At 57.6% G+C, this 674-nt stretch carries 1 rRNA gene; it reads left to right on the top strand.

Annotation, left to right across the window (positions count from 1 at the left end):
* Positions 1 to 44: 44 nt before the first annotated feature.
* Positions 45 to 674 (top strand): 23S ribosomal RNA (locus ADK60_RS22525); the annotation flags it as partial.

Here is a 674-nt window from a genome sequence, read left to right as displayed (position 1 = left end):
TCTGGTCGTTGTTTGAGAACTGCACAGTGGACGCGAGCATCTGTGGCCAAGTTTTTAAGGGCGCACGGTGGATGCCTTGGCACCAGGAACCGATGAAGGACGTGGGAGGCCACGATAGTCCCCGGGGAGCCGTCAACCAGGCTTTGATCCGGGGGTTTCCGAATGGGGAAACCCGGCAGTCGTCATGGGCTGTCACCCATACCTGAACACATAGGGTATGTGGAGGGAACGCGGGGAAGTGAAACATCTCAGTACCCGCAGGAAGAGAAAACAACCGTGATTCCGGGAGTAGTGGCGAGCGAAACCGGATGAGGCTAAACCATGAGCGTGTGAGACCCGGCAGGGGTTGCGCTGATGGGGTCGTGGGATTTTTCTTGACCGGTCTGCCGGCCGGTCGGCGAGTCAGAAACCGTATGGGTAGTCGAAGGACATGCGAAAGGTCCGGCGTAGAGGGTAAGACCCCCGTAGACGAAATCTGTACGGCTCGTTTGAAGAACTCCCAAGTAGCACGGGGCCCGAGAAATCCCGTGTGAATCTGGCGGGACCACCCGCTAAGCCTAAATATTCCCTGGTGACCGATAGCGGATAGTACCGTGAGGGAATGGTGAAAAGTACCGCGGGAGCGGAGTGAAATAGTACCTGAAACCGTGTGCCTACAAGCCGTGGGAGCGTCG

The organism is Streptomyces sp. XY431, from assembly GCF_001279805.1.
In the GTDB taxonomy this organism is placed as follows: Bacteria; Actinomycetota; Actinomycetes; order Streptomycetales; family Streptomycetaceae; genus Kitasatospora; species Kitasatospora purpeofusca.
The sequence above is the reverse complement of the archived record's forward strand: the minus strand, read 5'-3'. Positions and strand labels throughout refer to the sequence as shown.